We start from the raw sequence: 23,050 nt of genomic DNA on the forward strand, positions 1-23,050 counted from the left end.
AGGGCGCCGGACGGCCGCCGCGCCGGCCCGACGGCCCCGCGGCCACCGGCCGGCCGGTCAGCCGGTCAGCCGGTGGTGGCGGCGACGGCGTCGACCATGGCGGCGGTCAGGGTGGCGACGTCCGCCGGCTCCATCACGAACGGCGGCATCGCGTAGACGAGCCGTCCGAACGGGCGCACCCACACCCCCAGCTCGACGAGCAGCGGCTGGATGACGGCCATGTCGACCGGACGGTGGGTCTCGATCACGCCGATGGCGCCGAGAGTGCGGACGTCCGCGACGCCCGGCAGGTCGGCGGCGGGCGCGAGCCCGGCCGCCAGCGCGTCGTGCACGGCGCGGACCCGCTCCCGCCACGGGGAGGCGAGCAGCAGCTCGACGCTCGCCCGCGAGACCGCCGCGGCCAGCGGGTTGGCCATGAACGTGGGGCCGTGCATGAACGCGCCCGCCTCCGACGCGCAGACGCCGTCGGCCACCTCGGCGGTGCACAGGGTGGCGCCCATCGTCAGGTAGCCGCCGGTCATCGCCTTGCCGACGCACATGATGTCCGGGGTGATCCCGGCGTGATCGCAGCCGAACAGCTCCCCGGTGCGCCCGAAGCCGGTCGCGATCTCGTCGGCGACGAGCAGCACCCGGTGCCGGTCGCACAGCTCGCGGACCCGGGCCAGCCAGCCGGGGGCGTAGAAGCGCATCGCGCCGGCGCCCTGCACGACCGGCTCGAGAACGACCGCGGCGATCTCCCCCTCGTGGGCGGCGAGCAGGCGTTCGACGTCGGCGAGGTCGTCATCGGTGACCGGCTCGTCGAAGCCGGGAGCCGGGGCGGGGGCGAACAGATGCCGGGCCAGCAGGCCGGTGAACAGGTGGTGCATGCCGGTGTCGGGATCGCAGACCGACATCGCGCCGGAGGTGTCACCGTGGTAGCCGCGGCGGATCGTGAGCAGCCTCGTCCGCCCGGGCCGGCCGCGTCCGGCCTGGTACTGCAGCGCCATCTTGATCGCGACCTCGACGGCGACGGAGCCGGAGTCGCAGAAGAACACCCGCTCCAGGCCGGGTGGGGTGACCCGGACAAGCAGCTCGGCCAGCGCGACGGCGGGCTCGTGGGTGAGCCCGCCGAACATGACGTGCGACATCCGGTCCAGCTGGTCGCGGGCGGCCTGGTCCAGGACGGGATGGCGGTATCCGTGGATCGCCGCCCACCACGACGACATCCCGTCGAGCAGCTCGCGGCCGTCGGTGAGGGTCAGGCGCACCCCGGCGGCGGAGGCGACGGCGAACAGCGGCGCCTGGTCGCGCACGGAGGCGTACGGATGCCAGACGACCGCGCGGTCCCGGGTGACCAGGTCGGAGGCGTCCATGGCCCCAGCTTCTCCCACCGGCCGCCGGAGCGGGCCGGTGGCGGCGGGCGCGGGGCTGTGCCGCTGCTCACCCGGCTTCGGCCGGTGGGGCGTGCCACGGCCGAAGCCGGGGGTCGGGCGAGGCGGGGTGTGTCGGAAGGGCCACACGGGGCACCCACCGGTCCCGGGTGCGGGCGGCGGCGTCGAAGATGGGACGGGCGCTGTCCACCCGCTCACACTGTCCACCGCTCGCCGGCCGCCCGCCGGTGCCGGCTGCCCGCCGCCGTGTGGTCGGCCACAGGTCCAGGGAGGAGTCACCTCGCATGCCGCCCGAACCCACCGACCCCGCCGTGCTCGACGGGCCCGCCGTGCCGGCCGCGCGTACCGCGGCCGCAGCGCTCGCCGAGCCGGCGGTGCCGGCCGAGCCGGCGGTGCTCGTGCGCCGCGAGGGTGCCCTCGGCCGGATCACGCTGAACCGGCCGAAGGCGATCAACGCGCTGACCACGGGCATGGTGCAGGCCATCGACGCGGCGCTGCGGACCTGGGCGGCCGACGACGGGATCGCCGCGGTGCTCGTCGACGGGGCGGGCGGGCGCGGCCTGTGCGCGGGCGGCGACATCCGCTTCTTCCATGACTGCGCGCGGCGCGGCGACCCGGCACCGAAGGCGTTCTGGGCCGCCGAGTACCGGCTCAACGCGCTGATCAGCACCTACCCGAAGCCGTATGTGGCGCTGATGGACGGGCTCGTCATGGGCGGCGGGATCGGGATCTCGGCGCACGGCGCCACCCGGATCGTCACCGAGCGCTCGGTGCTGTCGATGCCCGAGGTCGGGATCGGCTTCGTCCCCGACGTCGGCGGCACCCACCTGCTCGCGCGGATACCCGGGGAGATCGGGACGCATCTGGCCCTCACCGGCGCCCGGATCGGCGCCGCCGACGCCATCGCCTGCGGGCTGGCCGACCACCACCTGCCCAGCGACGCGCTGCCGGCGTTCGTCGCCGCGCTGCGCGAGGCCGCCGGGGCCGGCCTCGGCGCGGGCGGCGCGGGCCCACTGGCCCGCTGGTACGCGACGGTCGCCGTGGCGACCGGCCCGTCCTCGCTGGCGGCCGACCGGGCCTGGATCGACCCGTGCTACCGGCACGGCAGCGTCGAGGAGATTCTTGCCGCGCTGACGGCCAGCCCCGCCCCGGCGGCCCGCGCCGCCGCGGAGGAGATCGCCGCGAAGTCACCGACCTCGCTGAAGGTGACCCTGCGCGCGCTGCGTTCGGCGCGGGCGCTGCCCGGGCTGGGAGCCTGCCTGGACCAGGAGTACCGGATCGCCTGCGTGCTGCTGAGCACCCACGACCTCGTGGAGGGCATCCGCGCGGCCGTCGTCGACAAGGACCGCTCCCCCCGCTGGTCCCCGGACCGGCTCGACGACGTCACGGCCGAGGACGTCGACCGGTTCTTCGCCCCGCTGGGCGACGCCGAGCTCGGCCTGGGCGAGGCCGGCGGACTCGGTCCGGCCGACGACTCCGGTCCGGGCGGCGAGCTCGGTCTGCGCGAAAGAGAGGCAGCCCGATGACCGACAGCTGGGGCGCGGCGGTCGGGACGCCGGCAGCGGCCACAGGACCTGTCGAGTCGACCGAGCCGGTTGGAGTCGCCGCGCCGGTGACGGTGCCGGGTCCGCCCCGGCTCGCCGGCGGCGCGGTCCTGCTGGCCGCGGTGCTGCCGGCGCCCGGCACAGCCTGGTCCCCCGCCGCGGGCCCCGGGACCGGGCCGGCGCTCGCCGCGGTGGAGAAGTTCGACGACGACTTCGGCGGCGCCACGGACGCCCAGCTGTTCCCCGAGGAGGCCGCGACCCTCACCCGCGCGGTCGACAAGCGCCGCCGCGAGTTCACCACCGGACGGATCTGCGCCCACCGGGCGCTGGAGGCCCTCGGCGTGCCCGCGGTGCCCATCCTCCCCGGGGAGCGCCGTGAGCCGCTGTGGCCGGCCGGGGTGGTCGGCAGCATCACCCACACCGCCGGTTACCGGGCGGCCGTCGTCGCCCGCGGCGCGGCAGGTTCGGCGGTGAGCGTCGGCATCGACGCCGAGCCGAACGAGCCGACGCCCGGCGGCGTGCTCCGCGAGATCTCGCTGCCCGCGGAGCGGGACATGCTCACCGCGCTGGGCCGGGAGCACCCGGCTGTCTGCTGGGACCGACTGCTGTTCAGCGCCAAGGAGTCGGTGTACAAGGCCTGGTTCCCACTGGCCCAACGCTGGCTGGGCTTCGACGACGCCGAGCTGACGATCACCGTCGACGCCGGGGCCGACGGCGGGGGCGGGGCCGGCAGCGGTCCCGGTGGGAGCAGCCTCAGTGGGGTCAGTCCCAGCTGGAGCCGGCCCGGTGCGAGTGGTGGGGACGGGCCGTCTGTCGAGGGAGCGCCCATCGCGGGGGCACCTGAGACGGATGCGCGGGGGGTGTTCCAGGCGCGTCTGCTGGTGGCGGGGCCTGCGCTGCCCGGCGGGGAGCTGACCGGTTTCAGCGGGCGCTGGGCGGTGGGCCGGGGCCTGATCGTCACCGCGATCGCCTTCACTCCCCCGACCTGAAACCTGCCGCACCCGCAGCGATCCGCCCGGTCGGGCGGCCAGGTCGGGAAGCGCGGTGCGGGTGAAGATTCGCCGGGGTCGGCCTACCGTGGGTGGGTGTGAGTGTGGTGTTCCTGGAGGCCTCCGGGCCTGCACCGCCCGACCTGTGCTGGGAGCGGTACGCCGTCCCGGCGGCCTGGCCGGGCTGGGCGCCGCAGATCCGGGCGGTCGAGATCGAGAGCGCGGGGCGCGCCCCCGCGGGCACCGCGGGCTTGGCGGGCCCGGCGGGTGCCGCGGCCGGAGCGTATGCCGGGCAGGGCCACGGCACCTTCCAAGAGCACAGCCGCGATCAGGATCATTACGGCTGGCGGCCCTGCGGCGAGGAGCCCCCTGGGGCGGACGCGGGCAGGTGGCAGCGGATCGTTCCCGGGCTGCGCGGGCAGGTGCGTCCACTCGCCGGACCGGCGGCGCGGTTCCTCGTCACCGCCGTGGACGAGTTCGAGCGCACCTGGAGCTGGCGGGTCGGGATCGGCCCGCTGCGGCTGGACCTCGACCACGGCGTGGACGCCTGCCTCGACGGCGGCACGTCCACCTGGCTGCGGATCACCGGACCGGGCCCGCTGCCCCACGCCTACGCCCCACTGGCCCGGGTCGCGTTACGCCGCATCGTGCGCTGACCCGGCACGAGGCGTCCCGCACTTCTCCGACGGGTCTCCGGGCACGGTCAGCGGGCGGGCCGATGCAGGAAGACCTCGATGCCGTCGAGGATGCGCGCCAGCCCGAACTCGTAGTCGGTGTCGCCGTAGCCCGGCGGGCTGTCGAGGGACCCGGTCGCGACGATCTCCATGAGCGCCGGGTAGCGCTCGCGGTCGATCAGCTGGCGCAGTAGCGACCCCCAGGACGGCGGCGGCTCGGCGTCCGCGGGCACAGCCTCGGCGGGCACGGCATTGCCTGCCGGCCCGGCCGCCGAGGCGGCGGCCTCCGCGGAGGTTGCGGAGGCGGGAGCCGCGCCGGGGTGGTAGGCGCGGCGCAGCTGCACCCACAGCCGCGTCTCGGCGCGCACGTACCCGTCGAGGAGAAGCATCACGCTCAGCTTCTCCTCGGGGGTGGCCCGTGTCCCGGCGAGGGCCGCCAGCCCGGCGTCGAGCCAGCGCAACTGGTTGGGGCCCAGCGGCGGGCCGCTGATCGGGGCGTCGAGCGCCCACGGGTGGCGCTGGTAGAGCGAGCGGCACTCCCCCGCCCAGCGCTCGAGCACCGCACGCCAGCCCTCCCCCGGCGCGGGGCCCGGCGGCGGGCTGGCCATGACGGCGTCGAGCATGAGCATGAGCAGCTCGTCCTTGCCGGTCATGTACCGGTAGAGCGACATCGCGGTGAAGCCGAGCCGCTGGGCGAGCCGGCTCATCGACAGCGGGCCCAGCCCCTCCTCGTCGGCGATCTCCACCGCGGCGGTGACGATGCGGGCCAGGCTCAGCCCGGGGCGCGGCCCGCGCCGGCCCCGCTCGCGCCGGCCCCACAGCAGGTCGACACCCGGCGGCAGGCCATCCCCCGGCCCTGGCGGCACCTGCGGCTGCGGCTGCGGCGCGCCGGCCTCGGCCCCTGTGCCGGCCTCGATGTCCATTCAGCTCCCGCTCGGTCGGCGCGTCCCCGCCGCCATCGTAGTCGTGTACGCGCTACACGGCTGTCTAGACCGTAATCAGTTTCAGTGGTACACAGTAACCGCACACACTTCTGTGTGCGCCGTACACAGTTGGCGGCGCGCAGACGTGCCGACATCCCCGCCGACACCGGATGCGGCACGCCGGGCTGGAGGTCGGCCCGGTCGCGCTGCGCCGGCCGAACCTCGACGACGTGTTCCTCAGCCTCACCACCGCGAGCCGCACCACCGCGCCGTCCACTCGCCCCACGCCGGCGACGGTCACGCCGGCCGGCGCGTCCACCGCCGGGGTCGCCGCGCGCGGCGCCGGCCAGCCCGCCCCGTCCCGCCGTGAGGAGCCCGCGCGATGACCACCGAACCCCTCGCCCCCGCCGGCATCGCCCCGGCCGAGGGATGGGTGTCCACGCTGCGCTGGGCGGCGGCGGACGCCGCCGTGATGGTCGGCCGCGGCATCCGGCACCTGACCCGCGACCCGGAGACGCTGCTGCTGAGCGTGATCCTGCCGATCAACCTGATGCTGCTGTTCGTCTACGTGTTCGGCGGCGCGATCGACACCGAGGGCGACTACGTCGACTATGTCGTGCCGGGCATCATCCTGCTCTGCGCGGGTTACGGGGCGGCCGCGACCGCGGTCGGTGTCGCCCAGGACACCACGGCCGGTGTCATCGACCGGTTCCGCTCACTGCCGATCTCGGCCGGGGCGGTGCTGACCGGGCATGTCGTCGCCAGCGTCGCGCGTAACGCCGTCTCGACCGCGCTGGTCGTCACGGTGGCGCTGGCCACCGGGTTCCGCCCGAACGCCACCGCCGCGGAATGGTGCGCGACCGCCGCGGTGCTGCTGCTGTTCGTCCTCGCCATGACCTGGCTGTCGGTGGCGCTCGGCCTGCTGGCCGGCAGCCCGCAGGCCGCCAGCGGGTTCACCTTCTTCGTGCTGTTCCTGCCGTACCTGAGCAGCGCGTTCGTGCCGACGGGGACGATGCCGGCCCCGCTGCGGGCGGTCGCCGACCACCAGCCGGTCACCCCGGTGATCGAGACGCTGCGCGGCCTGCTGATGGGAACGCCGATCGGGACAGGCGGGTGGCTGGCGCTGGCCTGGTTCGGCCCGGTGCTGGCCGGGTCATACCTGGCGGCGAAGTTCCTGTTCGGACGGCGTGCGTTCACCGGGCGGGCTGACCGGTGGTCTCGACACACCAGGACGATGCCGCTCTGAGCTAAGCTGGAGCCGCCACAAGGGCGCGCAAAAGCGCGCTATACGCAGCCACAGAATAGCGGAAAGGGTTGGGGATTGTCAAACGAAGCGGTGCCCCCCGCGCCCCCGGTGCCCCCTGAGAGCGCCCCGGCCCCGGCCGGAGACACCTCCGGGGGCGACGAGCACGCTCGGGAGCAGCAGTACCTGACCATGCTGCACGAGCGGCTGGACGGGCTGCGCGCCGCCGCCGCCGCCGGACTCGCCGAAGCCCTGCTGCGCGACGATCCCGAACCCGGCGCGCGCGCCGACCGCGACGCGCTCGCCGCCCGCCACGCCGACCAGGTCGCCCGCTTCGACGCGATGCGCGACCGGCTGCTGTTCGGCCGGCTCGACATGGCCGACGGCGAGCAGCGCTACATCGGCCGGATGGGTGTCCTCGACCCCGAAGCCGACTACCAGCCGCTGCTCATCGACTGGCGGGCCCCGGCCTCCCGCCCGTTCTACCTGGCCACCGGGGCCACCCCGCTGCACGTCGCCCGCCGCCGCCACATCCGCACCGTCGGGCGGCGGGTGACCCACCTCGACGACGAGGTGTTCGGCCCGAGGACCCTCGGCGGCGGGGTCCTCGGCCTGCGGACCCTCGACGGGCTCGGCGCCGACGAGGGCGACCCCGACCTCACCGCCGGCCCGCCCACCGCGGCTGGTGAACCGGACGGCACACCGGCGCACGACAGCCTCGTCGGCGAGGCGGCGCTGCTGGCCACCCTCGGCGCGCACCGCACCGGCCGGATGCGCGACATCGTCGCGACCATCCAGGCCGAACAGGATCGGATCATCCGCTCCGAGCAGGACGGCATCCTCGTCGTCGAGGGCGGGCCGGGTACCGGCAAGACCACCGTCGCGCTGCACCGTGCCGCCTACCTGCTGTACTCCCGGCGCGAGCAGCTGTCCAAGCGCGGGGTGCTGATCGTCGGGCCGAACCCGGCCTTCCTGCGCTACATCGAGCAGGTGCTGCCCTCCCTCGGCGAGACCGGGGTGCTGCTGTCGACCGTCGGCGACCTCTTCCCCGGCGTGCGGGCCCGTCGCGCCGAGAGCACGACCGCCGCGGAGGTCAAGGGCCGGCCCGAGATGGTCGACATTTTGGCCGCCGCCGTCCGCGACCGCCAGCGGCTCCCCGACACGCCCCTGGAGATCACCGTCGCGGACGGGGTCGCCCGCCTCGACGAGACGATCGTCGTGCCGGCCCGGGCCGCCGCCCGGCTCACCGGACGCGCACACAACCACGCCCGGTCGGTGTTCGTCCGCGAGGTGATCACCGCCCTGACCCGCCAGATCGCCGACCGGTACGAGTCGTCGATCGACGAGGTCGACATCCCGGACTTCGTCGACGACTTCATGCTCTGGCCCGACACCGACGCCGCGCGCGACGCCCTCGGCGACGGCACCGAAGGCGGCGAGCCGGGTGGGGGCAGCGCGACGGCGGACGGCGGCGACTGGCCCAGCGCGGCCCTGGCCGCCGCGGCCGCGGCGGCGGACCGGCCGGTGCTCGACCCCTCCGACCTGGCCGATCTGCGCCGCGATCTGAGGTCCGACCCCAGGCTCGCCGAGGCGATCGACGGCCTGTGGCCGCTGCTGACCCCGCAGGCGCTACTAAAGGACCTGTTCGCCTCCGCCGACGCGCTGTCGCGCGCCGCCCCCGGGCTGACCGACGCCGAGCGGGCGGCGCTACGCCGCGACCCCGGCGGGGGCTGGGCCCCCGGCGACTGGACACCCGCCGACACCCCGCTGCTCGACGAGGCCTCCGAACTGCTCGGCGACGACCCCCGGGCGGCGATCGACGCGGCCGTCGCCGCGCACCTGGAGCGCCAGCAGCGGATCGACTACGCCGGCGGTGTGCTGGACATCCTCTCCCGCGGCGACACCGAGGACCCCGACGGCGAGCTGCTGATGGCCTCCGACCTCATCGACGCCGACCGGTTCGGCGAACGCCAGGAGGAGGTCGACACCCGCAGCACCGCCGAGCGCGCGGCCGCCGACCGCACCTGGGCGTTCGGCCACGTGATCGTCGACGAGGCGCAGGAGCTGTCCCCGATGGCCTGGCGGATGGTGATGCGCCGCTGCCCGACCCGGTCGATGACGCTGGTCGGCGACGTCGCGCAGACCGGCGACGCGGCGGGGAGCTCCTCGTGGGCGCAGGCGCTCGACCCGTTCGTCGGCCCGCGCTTCACCCTCGAGCGGCTCACGGTGAACTACCGCACCGGCGCAGAGATCATGGACATCGCCGGCGACGTGCTCGCCGCTCAGGGGCGTGGGCTGCGCGCGCCGCGGTCGGTGCGCCGGTCGGGCCGCGCGCCGTGGCGGCTCATGGTCGGCGCCCACGAGCTGGCCGAGCATCTGGAGCAGCTGGTACGTGCCGAGCGCGCGGCGGCCGGCGGCGGGCGGCTGGCTGTGATCGTGCCGCGCTCCCGCCGCGACGAGCTGGCGTCCCTCGCCGAAACCGGGTCCACCGGCCCGCGACCGGACCAGGACGTGGAGGTGGGGGCGCCCGCGCAGGCGGCACCGCACGGCCAGGCGGGCACGGCGGACAGCGCGGACAGCGCGGACGGGGAGGGTGGCGCGGACGGGGATCCGGAGCGGCCGGTCGTCGTGCTGACGGTCCGTGAGTCCAAGGGGCTGGAGTTCGACGCGGTCATCGTGGTCGAGCCCGAGCGCATTCTGGCCGAGTCGCCGCGGGGCGCCGGTGACCTGTACGTCGCGCTGACCCGGCCGACGAACCAGCTCGGGGTCGTGCACGTCGGCGAGCCGCCGGCGGTGCTGAGCCGGCTGCGACCGCGCGAGGCGACCGGTGGCGTTCCGGCGGCCGGTCCGGCGGCATCCGGTCGCTGAGGCGCCTCGCGCCGCGGCGCGAGGCGCGGCGGGCTGCGGCGGCGACCGTCGGGTCGCCGGGCGGAGGTCGGTCCGTCCCCGGGACGGGGCACACAGCCCCGTCCCGGGGACGGAATGGAGGTTTCAAGATCGAATTTAGTAGCGAACGGTCGTCAACAGCGTTGACTATCTTGTGTCGGGGGTGCACCAGCCGGTAGTCGAACGATCAGCCCACCGCCGGTCACCCGCCCCGCGCGGTAGACGCGAGCAGCCGATGCCACCGGTCAGGCTCGAGGTTCAGCCACCGGTCGACATCCTCGCGCCACCAGATCCGGGTCCCGTTCCAGGCGGACGTCCGGTTCACGACCCCCGCGGCCGCGGGGGCCGCCGGATCACTGCGCAGCCGGTGATCGACAGCCTGCCGGGTGACGCCCAGCGCCCGGGCGATGTCACCAGACCCGACGAGCAGAGGGAGCTCATCCACCCCGCCGACGCTAACCGCAAAAAGGACGGACGGGATGCCCCGCCGCCCCGGTAGGTGGGGCAGCGCACCCCATCACAGGACCAACGGATGACATACGGGAGCACTCGACCCCTGCGTACGGTGCCACCCGGCCTACGGAGCGGTGCGCTGACGACTCCGTCACGGCGCACCGCGCGGCGGGGAGAACGGTCAGGCGGCCGATCAGGCGGCGCGCTTCGCCGCGATCCGCTCGCTGTCGGGCCAGCGCACGTCGTGGGCCCAGCCGAGGCGCTCGAACACCGCGATCAGCCCGGCGCTGAGGTCGATCTGGCCGCGCAGCACACCGTGCCGCGCGCTGGTGGGGTCCGCGTGGTGCAGGTTGTGCCACGCCTCCCCGAACGACGGGACGGCCAGCCACCACACGTTGCCCGAGTGGTCCCGGGTGGCGAACGGCGTGGCGCCCAGGACATGGCAGATCGAGTTGATCGAGAAGGTCACGTGGTGCAACAGGAAGACCCGGACCAGCGACGCCCAGAAGAACGCGGTGAGCGCGCCCGTCCACGACCCCGCCCACAGGCCGCCGACCAGCGGCGGGAGAAGCATCGACACGGCGACGAGCCAGCCGAAGCGGTCCGAGATCCGCCGGATGTCCCGGTCGGCGAGCAGGTCCGGGCAGTACCGCTGGGCATTGGTCCGCCGCGGCGCGAACAGCCACCCGACGTGCGCGTGCAGCAGACCGCGCGCCAACGACCGGGTGCCGGGCCCGAAACGCCACGGGGAGTGCGGGTCGCCGTCACGGTCGGAGAAGCGGTGGTGGCGCCGGTGCGCGGCCACCCAGTCGACGGGGCTCATCTCGATCGCCATGCTGCCGGCGAGAGCGAGCGCGATCCGCAGGCCCCGGCGCGCCTTGAACGCGCCGTGGGTGAAGTGCCGGTGGTAGCCGACGGTGATCCCGAGACCGCCGACGACGTACATCACCGCGCCGATGACGACGTCGTGCCAGCTCAGACCCCAGCCCCAGGCGAACGGGACGGCGAGGGCGACCGCCAGCAGCGGCCCACCCAGGAAGAGCGCGAGCAGGATCTGCTCGGCGCGGGACTTCGGCCGCGGATCCAGCTCGGGCGCGGCGCCCGCCGCCCGCGGCGACGCGGCGACGGCACCCACGGCGACCGTGCCCATGGCAACGGCGGCGCCCGCGGCGCTCTCCTCCGCGGCGGCCGCGCCCACGGCGGCCTTGGCCGAGGTCCACCTGCCCGCGGTGCTCACCGGCGGTGGGCACGCCGCCGCCGGGCCCGCCGGCGTGGGCGGCCGCACCGCGACGGCCGTCGCGACCGGCCGGGCCGACTCCACCGGCACGGCGGCGACGGCTGGCGGGGCCGGCTCCACCGGCACGGCCGGCAGTGATGCCCGGGACGTGGCTGTGGCCGGACCGACAGTCAGTAGCACGGGCGGACTCACGCCCGTACGGTCATGGGACATATGGACCCTCTCCAGGTGGCCGGCGACGACACCGCCGACTCTGCTGCGAATCATCGTCCTGGTCAGTGGAGGTGGCGCCCCGGCCTAGGGGGGTCTGACCCCACCCGTACCCGCGGGGGGTGAGCCGCGCCGGCGCCGGCCGGCCCTCGGCGAGGGTGCCCGGCGGGCGCCGGCGGACAGGTACTCGGCCCCGCCCGGCAAGGGCGGGGATACCCACGCCGCCGCGGGTCGATGCGCCGCCGCGCCCCGGCCGGTGGCGGTTCACCCGGCGCGGTTCACCCGGGTTCACCCGGCGCGGCCGACGAGCCTGCGCGCCACGGACCGGACGGCGCGCGCCGCCACGGGGCGGCCCGTCGCCCGCGCCCGCCGTCCGTGGGGCACGATCGAGAGCACCATGACGCCGCACACCTCCACGCCCGAGAACACCTCACCCGACCTCGCCCCCGGCGGCAGCGCGCCCGGCGTCACACCCGGCAGCGCGCCGGGCCCGGCCGCCGGCTCGCCGTCGCTGGTCGACCGCCTGCCGGCCGGTCCCGAACCCGACGCGGACGCCCTGTTCGACGCGTTCGGCGCCTGGGTGACCGACCAGGGCCTGGAACTGTATCCGGCGCAGACCGAGGCGCTGATCGAGGTGGTGAGCGGAGCGCACGTCATCCTGGCGACACCGACCGGCAGCGGGAAGAGCCTGGTGGCCACCGGCGCCCACTTCGCCGCGCTCGGCTGGGGCCGGCGCACCTTCTACTCCGCGCCCATCAAGGCCCTGGTGTCGGAGAAGTTCTTCGCGCTGTGCGCGGTGTTCGGCCCGGCGCGGGTCGGCATGATGACCGGTGACGCCTCGGTCAACGAGAGCGCGCCGATCATCTGCTGCACCGCCGAGATCCTGGCGAACATCGCGCTGCGTGACGGTGCCACGGCCGACGTCGGCCAGGTCGTCATGGACGAGTTCCACTACTACGCCGACCCGGACCGGGGCTGGGCCTGGCAGGTGCCGCTCATCGAGCTGCCCGACACGCAGTTCCTGCTCATGTCGGCGACGCTGGGCGACGTCACCCGGTTCGAGGAGGACCTGACCCGGCGCACCGGGCGGCCCACGGCGGTGGTGCGCTCGGCGCAGCGGCCCGTCCCGCTGTTCCACCGGTATGTGACCACCCCGCTGCACGAGACGATCGAGGAGCTGCTCGAGACCCGCCAGGCGCCGGTCTACGTCGTGCACTTCACCCAGGCCTCCGCGCTGGAACGGGCCCAGGCGCTGATGAGCGTGAACGTCTCCACCCGGGCGGAGAAGGACGCCATCGCGGAGATGATCGGCGGCTTCCGGTTCACCGCCGGGTTCGGGAAGACGCTGTCCCGTCTGGTCCGGCACGGGATCGGCGTCCACCACGCGGGGATGCTGCCGAAGTACCGCCGGCTGGTCGAGCTGCTCGCGCAGGCCGGCCTGCTCAAGGTCATCTGCGGCACCGACACGCTCGGGGTGGGCATCAACGTCCCGATCCGCACCGTGGTGTTCACCGCGCTGTCGAAGTACGACGGCACCCGCACCCGGATCCTGACCGCGCGGGAGTTCCACCAGATCGCCGGGCGGGCCGGGCGGGCCGGCTACGACACCGTCGGCAACGTCGTCGTGCAGGCCCCCGAGCACGTCGTGGAGAACGAGAAGGCGCTGGCGAAGGCCGGGGACGACCCGAAGAAACGGCGCAAGGTCGTGCGCCGCAAGCCCCCCGAGGGCTTCGTCTCCTGGGGCGTGCCGACCTTCGAGCGCCTCGTCGCCGCCGAACCCGAGCCGCTGACGTCGCACCTCGCCGTCAGCCACTCGATGCTGCTCAACGTGGTCAACCGGCCGGGGGACGCGTTCAGCGCGATGCGCCACCTGCTCACCGACAACCACGAGTCGCCGGCCGCGCAGCGCCGGCTCATCCGCCGCGCGATCGCGATCTACCGGGCGCTGCTCGCCGCCGGGGTGGTGGAGAAGCTCGACACGCCGGACGAGACCGGGCGCACCGTGCGGCTCACCGTCGACCTGCAGCTCGACTTCGCACTCAACCAGCCGCTGTCCCCGTTCGCGCTGGCCGCGATCGACCTGCTCGACCGCGAGTCCCCCGACTATCCGCTGGACGTCCTGAGCCTGCTCGAGTCGACGCTGGACAACCCGCGGCAGGTGCTGTCCGCGCAGCAGTTCCGCGCCCGCGGGGAGGCGGTGGCGGCGATGAAGGCCGAGGGCGTCGACTACGACCGGCGGATGGAGCTGCTCGACGAGGTCACCTGGCCCAAGCCACTCGACGAGCTGCTGCACGCCGCGCTCGCCACCTACCGGCGCGGCCACCCCTGGGTCGACGACTACGAGCTGTCGCCCAAGTCGGTCGCCCGGGACATGTACGAGCGGGCGATGACCTTCGCCGAGTACGTCGACTTCTACGGCCTGGCCCGCTCGGAGGGGCTGCTGCTGCGCTACCTGGCCGACGCGTTCAAGGCGCTGCGCCAGACGGTGCCCGAGGACGCGCGCACCGAGGAGCTCACCGACCTCACCGAGTGGCTGGGCGAGCTGGTCCGCCAGGTCGACTCCAGCCTGCTCGACGAGTGGGAGGCGCTGCGCGACCCCGCTCCCGAGAGCCACGCCCCGCCGAGCGGGCTGGTCGAGCGGACCTCGGCGGTCACCGCGAACACCCGCGCGTTCCGGGTGCTGGTGCGCAACGCGTTGTTCCGCCGGGTCGAGCTGGCCGCGCTGCGCCGCTACGACCTGCTCGGCGAGCTCGACGCGGCCGTGGGCTTCGACGCGCAGGCCTGGCGCGACGCCCTGGAGCCGTACTTCGACACGCACGCCGAGATCGGCACGGGGCCGAACGCCCGCGGCCCCGGGCTGCTCATCGTGGAGACCGCCGCGGACCGCTGGACGCTGCGCCAGATCTTCGACGACCCGGCCGGGGACCACGACTGGGGAATCAGCGCCGAGGTGGACCTCGCCGCCTCCGACGAGGCCGGCATCGCCATCCTGCGGGTGACGGCCGTCGACCAGCTCTGAGCGGCTTTCCCGCGGTCCGCTTTCCGGCGGTCGGTCGGGCGGCGGGCGCGGCGGCGAACCGCCAATGGCACCGAGGTGTTCATACGCGCTCCGGGCGGTGCGCAACCRGCACCATCGGTCCAGCCCTCCCGCGTAGGTCCTGGAAATGCCGCAGGTGCGGTGCGGCGCGATGCGGTAACGGACGGACATGACGGCCGCCGCGGCCGGCCCGCGGCCTTTCCCGTAGCGGCCCGCGCCCGGCCGGGCCGGGCATCGCGCACCGGCGTCCACCCACGACCAGGGGTGACGGCGGCGACTGTGGACACGAGCCCGAAAGACGCCACCGGCCTGGTATTTACCCAACCCCAGCGGCAGACATTCTCATAAACTAACCACCGGATACACAACTGACACCATGCTGGGAATCGGCGAAGAACACCGGACGACGGATCCCGTCGATCCATGTCAACGGAGAACGAACGGTCGATCATCGCACCCCACGCGCCGCCGTGGCACGCCGGCGCGCTCCCCGCGGCGCCGCGCGGCGGTGCGCGGCGGCGGGATCCACGCGCCGCACACGGGGATCCGGCGGCGGTGGCGGGCCCACGCGACCGGGCCACCCCCATACACCTTCGCCGGATCCCAACCCTCACTGCGCGCGTTCGGCACCACAGTGCACAATGCGCTGATTGCCGGGACGAAGATCCCCTTGCTAGTCTCATTTCCCAGCAAGGCGTTTTGTCTGCCGTAAAGGACCGGGCGACCCGGCGACACTCCCCGCCGACCCGGCACCGCATCCGGCGCCGCACGACCTCCGTTTCCGCGACTGACCTCGTCTCACGCCGGCTTAGGCCCGGGAAATAAGTGGCGGGCCGGTGGCACCTTTGCTGAATTTTTCTGTTTTGTTTCGTTCTTAGTCCGCGAGACCCCCGGACGAGAGGAAGACGATGACATCGGGCACTTCCGATGACTGCTCGGTCGAGGCTTTGCTGCCTCGAGCCGTCACCCGGCTGCGCGCCCGTACCGGCGCCGATCTGGCCTATGGCGGATCGGTCGACCCCCGCTCGCGCTACCTGACCATCAGCGCGCTCGACGGGAACCGCACCAACGCGCTGCGCGGCATGTCGCTGCCGCCGGGCCACGGCGTGGGCGGGCGGGTCGTCGCGCTGGGACGGCCCGTCGTGATCGACGCCGGCACCCGCCCGCGCTACACCGAGGACCAGCGTGACTGGGCCGTCCTCGGCGAGGACATCTCCTCGGTGGTGGCCGTGCCGGTACGCACCGGCGGAACCGTCCACGCGGTGCTGTACTGCGGCGTGCGGGCCGACAACCCCGTCCCGCCGGCCGCCGTGGAGACCGCGCTCAGCGTCGCCCGCCGATTCGAGGCGTTCCTGGCCGAACGCACGATGACTGCGCGCGCCGACGCCGGCCCGACCCCGGGCGGCCCGGCGGGCGCGTCCCGGCTGCGGGTGCTGTGCCGGGTCGACGCCGAGCTGGAGGAGCTCAGCTACCAGGCCGGCGACCCGGCCCTGCGGGAACGGATCGTCGCGGTGCGCGACCTGCTCGAGGACCTCTTCCCCGACACCGCGCCGCCGACGCGGGCCCAGCCCTTCGGGCTGTCCCCCCGCGAGCTCGACGTCCTGCGGCTCGTCGCGGAGGGCATGTCCAACGCGGAGACCGCGCGCCGGCTCGCCGTCAGCCCCGAGACGGTGAAGGCGTACCTGCGCAGCATCATGAACAAACTGGGGGTGCACAACCGCACCGCGGCCGTGAACGTCGCGCGCCGTTCCAGCCTTTTGCCGTGAGGCCGGCGCGACGGCGCGCCACCAGAACCGCCGACGGGCGGTGACCCCCCGAGATTCTCGGGGCGGTCACCGCCCGTCGACTTCGTCCGAGTCGTTCACCCGGCCGGCGGTGCACCCCACCGAAAGTGCTTCCCACCGACCACGCACCCGGCGAGCAGGGCGCCCGACCGGCGTTTCGCCCGCGGCCGGCCGGTGGGAAACATTCCGTTCACGCCCATCGGGAAATGCATTCCAGTCCTGGTGCCCGTAACCCACGGGCCACGAGCGGAACCGGCCGCGGGACGAATCTCACCGGCGCCGCGTCGGCCCGGGGCAGAATCGCCGCGCGCCGGGCGCCGGCGCCGGTCGGGTGGCCGCGGCGCCGGGCGCCGGCAGCGGGAGCGGGCCGGTGGACGCCGGGCCCGACGCGCCGCTCTGATCCCCCGCGGGCGGCTGTTCCGCCCCAGGTGGCGGCGCCGCGCCCGGGCCGCCCGACCGCGGCCGCGCCCCGGGCCGCTGCCCTGTCCCACCGGGCGCGGCGGGACGCTCGTCCCAACCGGAACCCTCCGGCCGGCCCGCGTTGTMAGCCGGAATACCCCCGTGCGGTTGAACCCCGTACCGCGGCCGGGGGCACCTCGCCAGATGCGGCGGTGTTCTGCCGTTGTTGTGCCCTTCGAACTTCTCCTCCACGACGAACTCCCCCTCCTCCGGATACCGACTGGCGCGAGTCACGACGTCATCGCGGTACTCACGCCAACGGCGTGAACATTAAAGAGGGATTCGCGCCTTTGGTACCCCTCTACGGGGGTATCGCCCAATCTTTGCTACTTCTACGTTGAACTCATGTCATTTCCCGTCGAAGTCACGCGGCGGTTCAGGGGCTCGACGGGGCGCCCCGCCAACCACCGGTCACCCGCCCACCCGGGCGCCGTGGCCGGGCCGGCAGAACCGCTCGAGCCGCACCCGCCGGCCCGCACGACGCCACCGCGGCCCGGCACCGTCCACCCCGCCGCGCCACCGCCACCGCCACCGGAGCAGGGGCCACGCCGGCGCCGCTGGCGCGGTCGCGCCGGGCGCTCGCCCGAGCCGCGGGCCGCACAGCCGCGAGCCGCCGCATCGGCCGCTGCCGAGCCGCGAGCCGCGGCACCACAGCGGCCGGGCGGGCCGGGCCGTCCCGGGCAGCCGGGTGGGCCTGGGGGTTCGGCGGGCGCACCGGCCGGCGGGCGCGGCGGGTTGTTCGCCCTCCTCGCCCGGATCGCGATCACCCGGCCGGGGCGCGTACTGGCCGTCACCGGGCTGCTCGTGCTGCTCCTGCTGCCCTGGGCCGCCGGGGTGTTCGACCGGCTCGCCACCGGCGGCTTCTACGCCCCCGGCGACTCCGCCACCCGCGCCGAGGCGATGCTCGACGCCGAGTTCCCCGGCGCCCCGCCCAACGTCGCGATCATGATCACCGCACCCGGGGACATCGACGGCCCGACCGCCCGCCGGCTGGGCGAGAACCTCACCAAGGAACTTCACCGCGAGCCGGGCGTCAGCGGCGTCACGTCCTACTGGTCGACGGAGTCCCAGCGCGGGCTGCTGCGCTCCCAGGACGGGCGCAGCGCGCTCGTCCTGCTGCGGCTCACCGGCACCGAGGACGCGATCGCGCGCCACGTGGCCGCCCTGCATGACAGATACGCCCACGACGGGCCCGGCGTCACCGTGCGCCTCGGCGGCGCGCCCGCGGTCATGCTGGACGTCACCGAACAGAGCCGCGCGGACCTCAAGCGCGCCGAGCTGATCACCGCGCCGCTGGTGCTCGGTGTCCTGCTGTATGCGTTCGGCGGAACGGCCGCGGCGCTGCTGCCCATCGTCGTCGGCGGCAGCGCGGTCATCGCCAGCCTCGCCTCGCTGCGGCTGCTCTCCGAGGTCACCCACATTTCGGTGTTCTCGCTGAATCTGACCACCGCGCTCGGTTTCGCCCTCGCCGTGGACTACTGCCTGTTCATCCTGCGGCGTTTCCGCGAGGAGCGGGAGAATGGCCTGGACCGGCCCGCCGCCCTGCACACCAGCCTGCGCACCGCCGGCCGCACGGTGCTTTTCTCCGGTCTGACGGTGGCGCTCTCCCTGACGGGCGCGCTGCTGTTCCCGCTGCCCTACCTGCAGTCGTACGCCTACGCGGGCATCGCGGTGGTGGTGACCTCCGAACTCGCGGCCCTGCTGGTGCTGCCGGCGGCGATCATGCTGCTGGGCGAGCGGGTGGAACGTGGACGTCGCCGCCGGGCCGGGGCGCCTGCGCCCGCCGGCACCGGGGTTGGTGGCGACCGCGAGCCCGGTGCGGTGTGGGGGGCGATCGCCCGCCGGGTGATGGCCCATCCGCTGCTGTTCGGCGGCGCGGCGGTCGCCCTGATGGTGGTGATGGCGCTGCCGCTGGGCAACCTGCGGGTCGCCCTCGCCGACGACACCGTCCTGCCGACCAGCGCGGACTCGCACATCGTCAACGACGCCATGCGTGAGGACTTCACCGTCTGCCTGCCCTGCCAGATCCCGGTCGTCGCGGCCGGGGTGGACGCCCGCGAGCCGCAGGTCGCCGCGCGCCTGGGCGGCTACGCGGCGCGGCTGTCCCGGGTGCCCGGCGTCGCGCGGGTGGACACTGTGGCCGGCAGCTTCACCGACGGCCGTCTCATCGCCCCACCGCCACCGGACGGCGGGGCGTTCGTCGGCGTGCACGGCGGCACCTGGCTCTCCCTGTGGCCGACCGAGCCCGACCCGCTCTCGGCGGGCACCCAGCGCACCGTCGACCTCGTCCGCGCCATCCCGGCGCCCTACCCGGTCGAGATCGGTGGCCTGGCCCCGCACCTGGTCGAGACCCGGGACACGGTGATGCGCGGCCTGCCCGGCGCCATCACCGTGGTGATCATAGCGACGTTCGTGCTGCTGTTCCTGTTCACCGGCAGCATCCTGCTGCCGGTGAAGGCGCTGCTGCTCAACGCGCTCAACCTGGCCGCGGTCATGGGCACGATGGTGCTCGTCTTCCAGGAGGGGCACCTCCAGCCCCTGGTCGGGCACTTCCAGGTCTCGGGCACCGTCGAGCTGACCAGCCCGGTGCTGATGTTCTGCGTCGCCTTCGGGCTCAGCATGGACTACGAGATCTTCCTGCTCGCCCGCATCCGCGAGGAGCACCAGCGCGGGGCGGGCAACCGGCGCGCGGTCACCCGTGGCCTGGCCGCGACCGGCCCGCTGCTGACCTGCGCCGCACTCGCCCTGATCGTCGTGATGATCGGCGTCGCGACGTCCCAGATCAGCATCATCAAGATGATCGGGGTCGGCCTGGCGCTGGCCGTGCTCCTGGACGTGACGGTCGTGCGCGCCGTGCTGGTGCCGGCCTTCATGGCCCTCGCCGGCCGGTACAACTGGTGGGCGCCCAGGCCGCTGCGGCTGCTGCACGAGCGGTTCGGCCTGCGCGAGGGCGGCGACGCGTTCGGCGAGGCGCTCACCGCCGCGGCGCTCACTCCCGCGGCCCCGCCGGCCACCACCGCGCCGGCCACCGGTCCGTCGGCGACCACCACTCGGGCCACGTCCCGGCCAGCCGGCAGCCCGCCGGCCGGCGCCGGGCCGGGCACGGCGAGCACCCGGCCGACCGCCGTCGCCCGCTCGTGGGCGCCCGCGGCGGCGGCCCGCCCGGTAGGCGGTCACGAGTCGGAACCCGGCCCGCAGGGCACCGCCGGTGGCGCGGGGGCGCCGCGCCGGCGTCCCGGGCTCGGCATCTCCGAGCCGGCCCACCCGGCCCCGCCGAAGGTCCTCTTCTCCGCGAGCACCTACGGCCGGGCCGAGGACGGCCTGTACGACCCCGACGACCAGGCCGACCACCAGTCCCCCGTCGGGAGCCGCGGCGGCCCTGCGGTCGGCCACGGCGGCGCCGACACCCGGGCGGACGGCACGCTGGCGGACAGCGCACGGCCGGACGGCGATGCCGCGCGTGCCCCGGCGGAGGCCGACCCGGACGAACCGGCACGAGACACCCATGTGCCCACCCTCGGCGAGCGGGAGACCACGGAGGGCTGCTGGTCGGCGGACGCCTGGTTCTCTCCGCACGGCGACGCGCCGGGCGAACCGCCACACGAGAGCTGACCGCCAGCCGCCTGACCAGCACCCCTGACGGTGGGCTGCGGCACACCCCCTGGTGGTGGGGGTACCCGATGCAGTATCCCGGACTGACGGCACGCTCTCCCGGAGCGGCCCGTCAGCGCGACGTTCCGGCCACCGCGCGAAGGCGCCGCGGGCCGGGACGCCGCGGCGCCGGGGCCGGGACGTGCCGCGCCGACCGACCCAGAAGGTGGATCATGCGACCAGTGACCGTGAACGAGCCGGCGATCCTCGCCCCGACCGAGGGCACGGTCCTGGACCTGCTGGACCTCGAGGAGATCGACCGCGACCTGTTCCGGGTCCGCATGGTGTTCGACGACGTGTACGCGCTCTACGGCGGCCAGGTCGCCGCCCAGGCCCTGCTCGCCGCGGGCCGCACCGTGCCCGAGGGGCGGGTGCCGCATTCGCTGCACGGCTACTACCTGCGTCTGGGGGACGCGTCCCGGCCCACCATCTTCCGGGTCGACCGCGACCGCGACGGCCGCTCGTTCTCGGCCCGCCGGGTGGTCGCCGTGCAGGGCGGCGAGGTCATCTTCAACATGTCGGCGTCGTTCCACGTGCCGGAGAAGGGCACGGACATCGACGCCGAGCCGATGCCGGCGGCGGGCCCCCCGGAGACGATGATCGACTACGTGTTCCCGCGGCTGTTCTCCTTCGAGGGCCGCACCGAGAAGCCGGTCGAGCCCGGCGAGGACTTCCCGACCCGCTGCTGGGCGCGGTGCACCGCGGCGCTGCCGGACGACCCGCTGACCCACGCGGTCATCCTGACCTACCTCTCCGACAGCATGGCCGGCCTCGCCCCGTTCCACACGTCCACGGCCCGCTCCGGGTCAAGCCTGGACCACGCGGTCTGGTTCCACCGGCCGATCCGGCTCGACGAGTGGGTGCTGATGGACCACGTCCCGCGTACGATCGCCGGCGGCCGCGGCTGGTACACCGGCACCATCCACACCCGTGACGGCCGGCTCGGCGCGAGCCTGACCCAGGAGGCCCTCTTCCGCGCACCCCGGGAGCGTTCCCGCCGGTAGCCGCGGCGCGGCGCGGCACCGCCACGACCGCCGACAACGCGGGACAACCAGACATACCGGACCGAGATGTCCGCCTGCCTGCTCCGGGTAGGGCTCCTGCCACGGGAGTTGGGAAATCAGACCACCGGCCGTGCCCGGACGTTCGTGTCCGGGTCGCGAAATGGTCATGTGCGGCTGCGAGCGTGCGGACCGTCCTTGTGAAGGAGGGTCTTCATGGCAGTCAACCGCCGTCAGGTGGTCGTGGGAACCGGCGCGGCCGGCCTGGGCTTCACCCTGTCGGGTGCGGTGAGCTCGGTGTTCGCCGGCACCGCGTCCGCCGCAACACCGAAGAAGTTCACCGGGTACGGCGAGCTGGTCCCGGATCCGAAGGGCCTGGTCGATCTTCCCCCCGGCTTCCGGTACACCGTGCTGTCCCGAGCCGGGGTCGACTCCCTGACCGGCGGGGGTGCGGTACCCGGCGCGCCCGACGGGACGTACGCGTTCCCGCTCGGCCCGGGCCGCAGCGTTCTCGTCCGCAACCACGAGCTCTCCCCCGGAGGCACGGACCTCGTCCCGCAGCGGCCGGGCATCACCTACGACCCGGCCGCCCCGGGCGGGACGACGACCGTCACCGTCGCCGGTGACCGGCTGCTGTCGGCCGTGCCCAGCCTGGCCGGCACCATCCGCAACTGCGCCGGTGGCAACACCCCGTGGCGCACCTGGCTGTCCTGCGAGGAGACCGAGGACACCCCGGCGACCGACCCCGCGCTCACCAAGCGGCACGGGTACGTCTTCGAGGTCGACCCGTTCGGTCGGCTGCGTGACCGCGAGGCGGTGCCGCTGACCGCGCTCGGCCGGTTCGCGCACGAGGCCGTCGCGGTCGACCCCCAGTCGGGCTGCCTCTACCTGACCGAGGACGCGTCCAAGCCGTACGGCCTGATCTACCGCTTCCTGCCCCGCCGGCCGCTCGGCGGGCCCGGCAGCCTGCGGGCCGGCGGCAAGCTGCAGGCGCTGCAGGTCCCCGGTGTCCCGGACCTGTCCGCCATCAGCGAGCTGCACACCACGGTGCAGCTGTCCTGGGTCGACGTCCCCGACCCGGACGCCGCCACGGTGTCGACCCGCAAGCAGTTCGCCGCCGGCCAGGTCACCCAGGTCCCGAAGGGCGAGGGCATCTTCTGGTCCGGGCGTTCCGCCTACGTGGTCTCCAGCTACGCCAGGACCGCGGACGGCGCCGCCCGTGACCACGCCGGCCAGGTCTGGAAGCTCGACCCGAAGAAGGGCACCCTCGAGCTGGTGCTGCTGATCGAGCCGGGCGGCCGGTTCGACGGCCCCGACAACATCACCGTGTCGCCCAACGGCGGCATCGTGCTGTGCGAGGACGGCGACGGCGAGCAGTACCTGATCGCGCCGTCGGCCGAGGGTGTCCCTTACCCGCTGGCCCGCAACGCCGCCGGCGAGAGCGAGTGGGCCGGCGCCACGTTCTCCGCGGACGGCCGCTGGCTCTACGCCAACATCCAGAGCGACGGCCTCACGGTGGCGATCACCGGCCCGTGGTGGCGCGGCTGAGCCGTCCGCCTCGCGACCGCGAGAACGCGAGCGCGAACGAC

General features: G+C 74.6%; 15 protein-coding genes. 11 read left to right on the plus strand and 4 right to left on the minus strand.

Annotated features, from left to right (window positions below):
* Positions 1-65 precede the first annotated feature (65 nt).
* On the minus strand, positions 66-1,352 hold the full coding sequence (bioA, locus tag BBK14_RS18840) for an adenosylmethionine--8-amino-7-oxononanoate transaminase (protein WP_071064345.1): 1,287 nt from the start codon (positions 1,350-1,352) through the stop codon (positions 66-68).
* Positions 1,353-1,654: 302 nt separating this feature from the next.
* On the opposite strand from bioA, the gene BBK14_RS18845 reads away from it, so the two are divergent.
* The 3 genes from BBK14_RS18845 (at position 1,655) to BBK14_RS18855 (ending at position 4,559) form a co-directional block, all read left to right on the plus strand.
* Positions 1,655-2,896 (plus strand): enoyl-CoA hydratase/isomerase family protein, encoded by a 1,242-nt coding sequence (locus BBK14_RS18845; protein WP_198541334.1) that lies wholly within the window; start codon positions 1,655-1,657, stop codon positions 2,894-2,896.
* A gap of 86 nt (positions 2,897-2,982) precedes the next feature.
* Complete coding sequence (locus BBK14_RS18850) at positions 2,983-3,903, plus strand: 4'-phosphopantetheinyl transferase family protein (RefSeq protein WP_071064395.1); 921 nt, start codon at positions 2,983-2,985, stop codon at positions 3,901-3,903.
* A 98-nt stretch (positions 3,904-4,001) separates the two neighbouring features.
* On the plus strand, positions 4,002-4,559 hold the full coding sequence (locus BBK14_RS18855; RefSeq protein ID WP_241831650.1) for an SRPBCC family protein: 558 nt from the start codon (positions 4,002-4,004) through the stop codon (positions 4,557-4,559).
* 47 nt (positions 4,560-4,606) lie between these two features.
* Here the strand turns inward: BBK14_RS18855 and BBK14_RS18860 are convergent, their stop codons facing one another.
* A complete protein-coding gene (locus BBK14_RS18860) occupies positions 4,607-5,500 on the minus strand; it encodes a TetR/AcrR family transcriptional regulator (protein ID WP_083391068.1) in 894 nt (297 codons plus the stop codon).
* Between the two features lie 170 nt (positions 5,501-5,670).
* On the opposite strand from BBK14_RS18860, the gene BBK14_RS18865 reads away from it, so the two are divergent.
* The 3 genes from BBK14_RS18865 to BBK14_RS18875 all read left to right on the plus strand — a co-directional run bounded on the left by BBK14_RS18865 (position 5,671) and on the right by BBK14_RS18875 (position 9,611).
* Positions 5,671-5,886 carry a hypothetical protein gene (locus BBK14_RS18865; RefSeq protein ID WP_071064347.1) on the plus strand — a complete coding sequence of 72 codons (216 nt, stop codon included), beginning with the start codon at positions 5,671-5,673 and terminating at the stop codon, positions 5,884-5,886.
* Complete coding sequence (locus BBK14_RS18870; RefSeq protein WP_071064349.1) at positions 5,883-6,746, plus strand: ABC transporter permease; 864 nt, start codon at positions 5,883-5,885, stop codon at positions 6,744-6,746. The genes BBK14_RS18865 and BBK14_RS18870 overlap by 4 nt, the downstream gene beginning before the upstream one ends.
* A 189-nt stretch (positions 6,747-6,935) precedes the next feature.
* Positions 6,936-9,611 carry a HelD family protein gene (locus BBK14_RS18875; RefSeq protein WP_241831657.1) on the plus strand — a complete coding sequence of 892 codons (2,676 nt, stop codon included), beginning with the start codon at positions 6,936-6,938 and terminating at the stop codon, positions 9,609-9,611.
* Between the two features lie 220 nt (positions 9,612-9,831).
* On the opposite strand, the gene BBK14_RS18880 is transcribed toward BBK14_RS18875, so the two are convergent.
* A complete protein-coding gene (locus BBK14_RS18880) occupies positions 9,832-10,074 on the minus strand; it encodes a hypothetical protein (protein ID WP_006539918.1) in 243 nt (80 codons plus the stop codon).
* 201 nt (positions 10,075-10,275) lie between these two features.
* Positions 10,276-11,232 carry an acyl-CoA desaturase gene (locus BBK14_RS18885; RefSeq protein ID WP_071064352.1) on the minus strand — a complete coding sequence of 319 codons (957 nt, stop codon included), beginning with the start codon at positions 11,230-11,232 and terminating at the stop codon, positions 10,276-10,278.
* A gap of 694 nt (positions 11,233-11,926) precedes the next feature.
* Here BBK14_RS18885 and BBK14_RS18895 point away from each other — a divergent pair.
* The 5 genes from BBK14_RS18895 (at position 11,927) to BBK14_RS18915 (ending at position 23,009) form a co-directional block, all read left to right on the plus strand.
* Positions 11,927-14,548 carry a DEAD/DEAH box helicase gene (locus BBK14_RS18895; protein WP_241831652.1) on the plus strand — a complete coding sequence of 874 codons (2,622 nt, stop codon included), beginning with the start codon at positions 11,927-11,929 and terminating at the stop codon, positions 14,546-14,548.
* A gap of 926 nt (positions 14,549-15,474) precedes the next feature.
* The gene (locus tag BBK14_RS18900) at positions 15,475-16,332 is read left to right on the plus strand and encodes a helix-turn-helix transcriptional regulator (RefSeq protein WP_020461711.1); all 858 of its coding nucleotides are present in this window, start codon (positions 15,475-15,477) and stop codon (positions 16,330-16,332) included.
* Between the two features lie 1,212 nt (positions 16,333-17,544).
* Positions 17,545-20,421 (plus strand): MMPL family transporter, encoded by a 2,877-nt coding sequence (locus BBK14_RS18905; RefSeq protein WP_071064356.1) that lies wholly within the window; start codon positions 17,545-17,547, stop codon positions 20,419-20,421.
* Between the two features lie 212 nt (positions 20,422-20,633).
* Positions 20,634-21,464: an acyl-CoA thioesterase gene (locus BBK14_RS18910; protein ID WP_071064357.1), complete on the plus strand. Its 831-nt coding sequence runs from the start codon at positions 20,634-20,636 to the stop codon at positions 21,462-21,464.
* Between the two features lie 213 nt (positions 21,465-21,677).
* A complete protein-coding gene (locus BBK14_RS18915; protein WP_071064359.1) occupies positions 21,678-23,009 on the plus strand; it encodes an alkaline phosphatase PhoX in 1,332 nt (443 codons plus the stop codon).
* Positions 23,010-23,050 lie beyond the last annotated feature (41 nt).

The organism is Parafrankia soli (assembly GCF_001854695.1).
GTDB classification, from domain to species: Bacteria; Actinomycetota; Actinomycetes; order Frankiales; family Frankiaceae; genus Parafrankia; species Parafrankia soli.

What these genes read in the sequence shown, in the direction of transcription:
- bioA (WP_071064345.1), bottom strand. Translation starts at nt 1,352, where the DNA reads ATGGACGCCTCCGACCTGGTCACCCGGGACCGCGCGGTCGTCTGGCAT.
- BBK14_RS18845 (WP_198541334.1), top strand. Translation starts at nt 1,655, where the DNA reads ATGCCGCCCGAACCCACCGACCCCGCCGTGCTCGACGGGCCCGCCGTG.
- BBK14_RS18860 (WP_083391068.1), bottom strand. Translation starts at nt 5,500, where the DNA reads ATGGACATCGAGGCCGGCACAGGGGCCGAGGCCGGCGCGCCGCAGCCG.
- BBK14_RS18865 (WP_071064347.1), top strand. Translation starts at nt 5,671, where the DNA reads ATGCGGCACGCCGGGCTGGAGGTCGGCCCGGTCGCGCTGCGCCGGCCG.
- BBK14_RS18870 (WP_071064349.1), top strand. Translation starts at nt 5,883, where the DNA reads ATGACCACCGAACCCCTCGCCCCCGCCGGCATCGCCCCGGCCGAGGGA.
- BBK14_RS18875 (WP_241831657.1), top strand. Translation starts at nt 6,936, where the DNA reads ATGCTGCACGAGCGGCTGGACGGGCTGCGCGCCGCCGCCGCCGCCGGA.
- BBK14_RS18885 (WP_071064352.1), bottom strand. Translation starts at nt 11,232, where the DNA reads ATGGGCACGGTCGCCGTGGGTGCCGTCGCCGCGTCGCCGCGGGCGGCG.
- BBK14_RS18895 (WP_241831652.1), top strand. Translation starts at nt 11,927, where the DNA reads ATGACGCCGCACACCTCCACGCCCGAGAACACCTCACCCGACCTCGCC.
- BBK14_RS18900 (WP_020461711.1), top strand. Translation starts at nt 15,475, where the DNA reads ATGACATCGGGCACTTCCGATGACTGCTCGGTCGAGGCTTTGCTGCCT.
- BBK14_RS18910 (WP_071064357.1), top strand. Translation starts at nt 20,634, where the DNA reads ATGCGACCAGTGACCGTGAACGAGCCGGCGATCCTCGCCCCGACCGAG.
- BBK14_RS18915 (WP_071064359.1), top strand. Translation starts at nt 21,678, where the DNA reads ATGGCAGTCAACCGCCGTCAGGTGGTCGTGGGAACCGGCGCGGCCGGC.